Source organism: Rhizobium sp. 18065 (assembly GCF_902706095.1).
Taxonomy (GTDB): Bacteria; Pseudomonadota; Alphaproteobacteria; order Rhizobiales; family Rhizobiaceae; genus Allorhizobium.
The window spans coordinates 612,349-618,526 of record NZ_CACSJP010000002.1 but is presented as its reverse complement, the minus strand read 5'-3'; the positions used below and the strand labels follow the sequence as shown (position 1 = coordinate 618,526).

At 59.7% G+C, this 6,178-nt stretch carries 8 protein-coding genes and 1 pseudogene; 2 read left to right on the top strand and 7 right to left on the bottom strand.

Features of this window, described 5'->3' with window-relative positions:
- From GVK95_RS08740 to GVK95_RS08730, 3 genes and pseudogenes are all read right to left on the bottom strand, one after another.
- Positions 1-349: pseudogene (locus GVK95_RS08740) on the bottom strand (two-component sensor histidine kinase); the annotation flags it as partial.
- A gap of 49 nt (positions 350-398) precedes the next feature.
- Positions 399-1,100, bottom strand: coding sequence for a response regulator (locus tag GVK95_RS08735; protein WP_200844239.1), 702 nt, complete (start codon positions 1,098-1,100; stop codon positions 399-401).
- A gap of 1 nt (position 1,101) precedes the next feature.
- Positions 1,102-1,617: a MarR family transcriptional regulator gene (locus GVK95_RS08730; RefSeq protein WP_159948578.1), complete on the bottom strand. Its 516-nt coding sequence runs from the start codon at positions 1,615-1,617 to the stop codon at positions 1,102-1,104.
- A gap of 369 nt (positions 1,618-1,986) precedes the next feature.
- Here GVK95_RS08730 and GVK95_RS08725 point away from each other — a divergent pair, with 369 nt between their 5' ends.
- Both GVK95_RS08725 and GVK95_RS08720 read left to right on the top strand, forming a co-directional pair.
- Entirely contained in the window at positions 1,987-2,148 is a 162-nt protein-coding gene (locus GVK95_RS08725; protein WP_007608418.1) for a hypothetical protein, read from the top strand.
- Between the two features lie 63 nt (positions 2,149-2,211).
- Positions 2,212-2,856 carry an MBL fold metallo-hydrolase gene (locus GVK95_RS08720; protein ID WP_159948577.1) on the top strand — a complete coding sequence of 215 codons (645 nt, stop codon included), beginning with the start codon at positions 2,212-2,214 and terminating at the stop codon, positions 2,854-2,856.
- A 73-nt stretch (positions 2,857-2,929) separates the two neighbouring features.
- Here the strand turns inward: GVK95_RS08720 and GVK95_RS08715 are convergent, their stop codons facing one another.
- The 4 genes from GVK95_RS08715 to GVK95_RS08700 all read right to left on the bottom strand — a co-directional run bounded on the left by GVK95_RS08715 (position 2,930) and on the right by GVK95_RS08700 (position 5,970).
- Complete coding sequence (locus GVK95_RS08715) at positions 2,930-3,355, bottom strand: BA14K family protein (RefSeq protein WP_159948575.1); 426 nt, start codon at positions 3,353-3,355, stop codon at positions 2,930-2,932.
- Positions 3,356-3,500: 145 nt separating this feature from the next.
- On the bottom strand, positions 3,501-3,716 hold the full coding sequence (locus GVK95_RS08710; protein WP_007608423.1) for a cold-shock protein: 216 nt from the start codon (positions 3,714-3,716) through the stop codon (positions 3,501-3,503).
- Positions 3,717-4,174: 458 nt separating this feature from the next.
- Positions 4,175-5,335, bottom strand: a complete 1,161-nt coding sequence (locus GVK95_RS08705; protein ID WP_159948573.1) for a PQQ-dependent sugar dehydrogenase — start codon at positions 5,333-5,335, stop codon at positions 4,175-4,177.
- Positions 5,336-5,520: 185 nt separating this feature from the next.
- Positions 5,521-5,970 (bottom strand): hypothetical protein, encoded by a 450-nt coding sequence (locus GVK95_RS08700; RefSeq protein ID WP_159948571.1) that lies wholly within the window; start codon positions 5,968-5,970, stop codon positions 5,521-5,523.
- Between the last annotated feature and the right edge of the window lie 208 nt (positions 5,971-6,178).

Here is a 6,178-nt window from a genome sequence, read left to right as displayed (position 1 = left end):
GCAGTTCCGAGCCGGGCTCCATCGCGATGGTGAGGTTCAGGCGTTCCTTTGCGATCTGAACCATTTGTCCGTAATCCTGCGGGCTCGGATAGGCCTCGATCAGGGCAATCACCGCCGATATGTCACGGGTGACGGCGGACGAGAGACGTTCGGTCACCAATTGCCAGTGACGCTCCATGAAGACGAAGGCAACGACCGTCTGGAGGATCAGCATCGGCAGAATGATGATCAGCAGCGAGCGGGCATACAGGCCCGTCGGCAGTCGGTGGCGCAGCCAACGAGCCAGATACCGCAAGCCCGTTGCCGGACTGCGATCCTGATCCCGGCGGATCTGCTCGAAAAGCGTCATCGTCTTCGCTTCCTTGCCGGCACGCGGCCGTTTGCCGTCGGCTGACCGACTAGTCCATGCTCAGGCGATAGCCGATGCCACGAACGGTTTGCAGCCACAAAGGATTGGCCGGATCATCCTCGATCTTGCGGCGCAGGCGATTGATCTGGACGTCGATCGTGCGTTCGCCGACTTCTGCGTCATTGCCGACCAGTTCATGACGGGCGATCGTCTCACCCGCGCGCGTGGCAAAGAGGAACATGATTTCCTGTTCGCGGTCGGTCAGGCGAATGGTTTCGGCACCCTTGCGCAGTTCCTTGCGCAGAACGGAGAAGGTATAGGGGCCGAACATGACCTGCTCGATCTTCGGGGCGTCCGGATTGAGGTTGCGCTTGAGGATGTTGTTGATGCGCAGCACCAGCTCGCGCGGATCGAAGGGTTTGGCCAGATAGTCGTCAGCGCCGGCTTCCAGGCCGGCAATACGCGAATCCGCTTCCGAGCGGGCGGTCAGCAGGATCACCGGGCACTTTTTCGCGTCCGACAGGCTCTGGGTCAGCGACAGGCCGGATTCCCCCGGCATCATTACGTCCAGCACCAGGAGGTCGAAGTTGAGGCCTTCGAGCTTGCGGCGCGCTTCTGCGGCGTCTGCGGCCACGGTCACCCGGAAACCCTTTTCTGTCAGGAAGCGGTGGAGCAGGGCGCGGATACGCGTATCGTCATCGACAACGAGAAGATGCGGCGCATCGTCTGAAAGCAGGATCTTCTTGGCCACGTCAGTCGGCTCCGTCGATATCCGGGTTCACTGCAACTGTCTGTTTCTGCATGCCGTCGAGGAAACGGCGGACCGCCTCGCGCTCGGCGATGGACAGTCCCTGCATGGCATTGGCAATACGCTGCGATTGCGGTTGCGACAACGCAAGCGCCAGTTCGCGGCCAGCGAGCGTCGGATAGAGGCGCCGTTGGCGGCGATCGGCGGGACCGGCCATCTGGCGGATATAGCCGCTGTCGATCAGTTCCTTCAACACGCGGGCAAGGCTCTGCTTGGTGATCTGCAGGATCGCCAGCAGGTCGGCCACCGTCATGCCGGGACGCCGGCTGACGAAGTAGACGACCCGGTGATGGGCCCGGCCGTAGCCGAACTTCGACAGGATCGCATCGGGATCGGAAACGAAATCGCGATAGGCGAAAAACAGCCTTTCGATCGTTTCGAAATCGATTGCCTTGTCGTCGACCACAGGCAATTCGGGAAGATCCTTCTTGGCAGCCTTTACAGCAGACTGTCGTACCACGCTGTCATTCCTTTCCTTCCGGCCTTTCCTGGCAGAGGCGCTGCGCTCCGCAAGGCATTGGCCGGCTTGCTGTCCGGGATCGCCACGGCACAATCGTCCGCTTTGGCTCTCCCGCTCGTTCCTGGCCGTTCGTTCCGGGCCGATCGCTCAATGCGCATTCACGGCACCGGAAACGGCACTGTATGCGATTGGCGGCAAACTAAGCGGAAGTGCGGCAAAACTCCAATGATTTTACACGGATCGCACAGCTTGCGTAATAGGCGGAAACCTCTTGCCGACTTAGCCGTTATGACCCTCGAGAAGGGTCGGACAGGTCCACGTAAGGACATTCGGCTAAGGATGCCAGGAATGAGGAAGGGACGGGCTCTCATGCTCCACAATGAAATCGAGGAAAGCACATCGGCACGGTCTTTGAAGCCGGTTGTGATTGTCGTCGTCGCGGCCAAGTTGATGGTGGCCAGCTTGCTGGTGGCGCAGGCAACGATGTTGCCGGGATCGCCCGTTTCGAGCGCCTACGGGCTTAACCGCTGATTTCCGTCGCCGAACAGTCGTGATATGCGCTTCCTGTCCATAGCGTCAAAGGAAGCAGTCCCGATGGGTCAAGTTCAGGCAGGTATTATCCCGGTTACTCCATTCCAGCAGAATTGCACCATTCTGTTCGACGACGAAACGCGCGAAGGCGTGATTGTCGATCCGGGTGGCGATGTCGATGTCATCATCCAGACGATCGAAGAGAACAAGATCAGCTTGAAGGCGATCTGGCTCACGCACGGCCATCTCGATCATGCCGGTGGTGCAGCCGAACTCAAGGAGCGTCTCGGCCTCAAGATCATCGGTCCGCATAAGGACGATCTGCCGCTGCTGGAGCGGATCGAGACACAGGCAAAGACCTACAACATCACCGGCCTGCGCAATGTGTTGCCTGATCAGTGGCTCGAGGACGGTGACCGGGTTTCCTTCGGCGATCACGAGTTCGAGGTTTATCATTGCCCTGGTCATGCTCCCGGGCATGTAATCTATTTTGACCGGAACCAGAACTTTGCCCATCTTGGCGATGTGCTGTTCAGTGGTTCGATCGGCCGAACCGATCTGCCGGGAGGCGATCATCAGACCTTGCTGAATTCGATCCGCGACAAGGTCTTTCCGCTGGGCGATGATGTCGGTTTTATTTGTGGCCACGGACCGGGCGGGCGCATTGGCGAAGAGCGCCGGAACAATCCATTCCTGCGCGGGCTCTGATCCCAAGGCGCATGCATCAAAAAAAAGCGCCGCGGAAGCGGCGCTTTGCAATTCAGGCTAACTGTCGTTTTGGTCAGCCCGCGGTGCAGAAATGCGACATGCCATCATAACCGACATAGGTGCCGCTGCGCGAATTGAAGCTGCGGTAGCGGTTCGAGCAGTAGTCGTACCATTCCGGCGTCCATGGCTCGACGCCATAGCTGACGCGGCGCTCCTGGTAGACGCTGCGGCGCGGCGGGGGCGGCGGCGGATAATCGTCGACGTAATATTCCGGCTCGTCATAGACCGGTGCCGGCTCGACATAGACGCGCCGCTGCGGCTGGCTGGCGATAGCCGAACCGACGATCACGCCGGTTGCAAGGCCGAGAACACCGAGGGCAACGGCATCATTGTCCCTGTGGTGACGATAGCGATCCCGGGCCTCGGCCTGGCTCGATGCCATGATCGGGGTCAAGGTGACGACCGTCGCGAGAAGGGCGTATTTTGCGATTTTCATCATAAGGTCAGTTCCTCATGCCAAAGCGGCTTTGCTCTTGGATACCGAGCGATGAGGAGACACTAGTCTCGGATGGCTGAACGGAAGCTGAACGAAAAAACCCGGCAAACCTGCCGGGCCGCGAATGCGAAGCAGGGACCGGATGAGATCAGCCGGAGACCTGCAGGTTTACGGCCTTCGGGCCCTTGCCACGGCGATCCGGTTCCGTGTCGAAGCTTACCTTCTGGTTTTCGGTCAGGCCCGAAAGCCCAGATGCCTGCACTGCGGAGATGTGAACGAAGATGTCCGCGCCACCATTGTCCGGCTTGATGAAGCCAAAGCCCTTGTCGGTATTAAAGAATTTTACAGTGCCAGTTTCGGCCATGCGTCAGGTCCTTTTCTCTCTGCCCATATTCGGCGGGGCAGCATTGCAATGTTTTCCCGCGAACGGGTGAGCGACAGGCATTTGTCGATATGTGAGGAAAGGGGCCCTGTTACCGCATACAACCCCGAAACACTGAACTCAGCGGCTCAAGATCATCTGCCCGGGGTTGTTATAGCGTCCCCGGCGCGCATCTGTTTATTAGGTCTTCCCATGCTCGCAAATTTGCCCGAACACGAAAAGAGTGCTTGGTTTATCAGGAATTGGCAAGCAAAAGTTTTCCGAAGGTTAACGGCGATACCCCTTGGATATCAAGGGATATGCCGGTCTCGGGAGGAGGATTTTGGCCGGAATTGGCGTTTCGGCGAAAATTTGCATCGTGTGCGATGGAGATTTGCAGAATTCGAAGTCCGAACACGGTGTTTTTCAGTTGAAATTTTCTGTGTTCGCCTTTTTCGCCTTTAGGATGCATCCGCGCGAGACAGGCGTATCAATTGGCCATCTTCTTCATCCGTGACCAGCAGAATGGAGCCGTCCGGCGCCACCTTGACATCGCGGATGCGGCCATAGTCTCCGGTCAGAAGTCTTTCTTCCGTGCCGATGGAGCCGTCTTCGGCCCGATCGATGCGGGCGAGCAGCTGATATTTCAGGGCGGCAACCAGGAAGTCGCCATTCCATTCGGGGAACATCGCGCCGCGATAGACGGCAATTGCGCCGGGGGCGATCGACGGATCCCAGTAGTGCAGCGGCTGTTCGTAGCCATCGGCGGCTTGGCCGACGCCGATTTCGGCGCCGGAATAATGTTTGCCATAGGAAATCATCGGCCAGCCGTAGTTGCTGCCGGCATTCGGGCTGTTGATCTCGTCGCCGCCACGCGCGCCATGTTCAACCGTGTAGAGCCGGTTGTCGCTCGGATCGATGGTGATGCCTTGCGGATTGCGGTGGCCGACCGACCAGATTTCCGCCGCACCCTTGCCGTTGACGACAAACGGGTTGCCGTCGCCGGGCGTGCCGTCGGGCTTGATGTGGAGAATGGAACCGGCGTGATCGTCCGGATCCTGGGCGCGATCCATCTCGCCACGGTCGCCGATGCCGAAATACAGGCTGCCGTCGGCGGCAATCGCGATGCGCGAGCCGAAATGCTGGCCGGTTCCGGTCAGCTTGTTCATCACGAAGATCTGCTGGACGTTTTCGAGACCGCTTTCATCCTTTGAAAGCCGGGCGGAAAAGACGGCTGTTCCGTGTCCGCCTTCGCCGGCGACGGCGGCGGCGGTGAAATAGAGCGTGCGGGTCTCGGCGAAGTCAGGCGCCAGGGCGATATCGAGCAATCCGCCCTGGCCGGCAACGCGGATTTCCGGCAGGCCCGTCAAGGCCTCGCTGGTCTTGCCGTCGCGGATGATGCGGATACGGCCCGGCTTTTCCGTGACGATGTATGCTCCATCGGGCAGGACTTCTACAGACCAGGGGTTTTCAAGGTTGCCGGCGATTGGCTGAACGTTGATCGCGACGTCACCGGCCTGAATCTTCTCCTGCGCCAGAACGGGCTGTGCTGCCGGAAGCCCTGCCGCAGCAATGATGGCGGCGAGGGAAAGGCGCATTTTCAGGCTGTATGTCGCGGTCATGGATCCTCCACACGGTCTTTGTCTTCCAGGCGCAATGAGTGGATTTCAGGCAATCCGGTCTCTGATGCTATTTGGTGGACTGGCGAGGCCAGACAAGGGCTGTGACAGGTGCCAGGTGCAAAACCGCCGTCTGTTGACCTCATTGTGAACGGCAGCGTTTCCAGCGCGGCAGTGTCAATGTCAGTTCAGGGCCGGTCGACACCAATCCGGGTTTGGATCAGATCCCTGAAGCTGCGGCGCCATAGCCCGTAACCGCCTATTACCATGACTGCGAAACAGAGAAACAGCAGGCCGATCAGAACGCGCCTTTCCTCGCCGATGAGGGAACTGTTTCCCCCGCCGATGCTTCCGGTTTTTTCGCCGTCAGTCTTGTCTGACGGGCTGACCAGCTGGTTACTTACAGAGGGGCTGGCGGAGGGATCGCCGTGTGGTGCCGCCATGACGGCTGCTTGATGTTGCGTGGTCGGGAGCCTCGGCGCGAGTGGTGTTTCGGCGCTTGCCCCGAAGGTCAGAGCCGCCACCAGGCCTGTGACCGCCAATGTTGTGATGCCGGCGGCTTTGATGGCGGGCCGTCGGGACCGTCGAGGGGAGGTTGTGCAGTCGAGCTCAACGGGCTTCTTCGTGCGGGTATTCATGGTGGGCCTTCCACGCTGTTGCCGGGCAGGCGCAGACAACCGGCATTCCGCGACGGCAGCGGGACGGAATTATGGCGGTGCTGGGTTCATGTCGCGGCTTTCACATGACGGGGCGGGCGCCGCACAGGGCGGATTGGCTCGGTGACGCGATAATCGCCCGGCGCACGCGCTTTCCGCTTGAAAGCTAGGACCATTTTCGCCATAGAGC

Bases quoted from the DNA above. Each gene is read 5' to 3' on its own strand.
- GVK95_RS08710 (WP_007608423.1), bottom strand. From the start codon at position 3,716: ATGGCCGAAACTGGCACTGTAAAATTCTTTAATACCGACAAGGGCTTT.
- GVK95_RS08705 (WP_159948573.1), bottom strand. From the start codon at position 5,335: ATGACCGCGACATACAGCCTGAAAATGCGCCTTTCCCTCGCCGCCATC.
- GVK95_RS08725 (WP_007608418.1), top strand. From the start codon at position 1,987: ATGCTCCACAATGAAATCGAGGAAAGCACATCGGCACGGTCTTTGAAG.
- GVK95_RS08720 (WP_159948577.1), top strand. From the start codon at position 2,212: ATGGGTCAAGTTCAGGCAGGTATTATCCCGGTTACTCCATTCCAGCAG.
- GVK95_RS08715 (WP_159948575.1), bottom strand. From the start codon at position 3,355: ATGATGAAAATCGCAAAATACGCCCTTCTCGCGACGGTCGTCACCTTG.
- GVK95_RS08700 (WP_159948571.1), bottom strand. From the start codon at position 5,970: ATGAATACCCGCACGAAGAAGCCCGTTGAGCTCGACTGCACAACCTCC.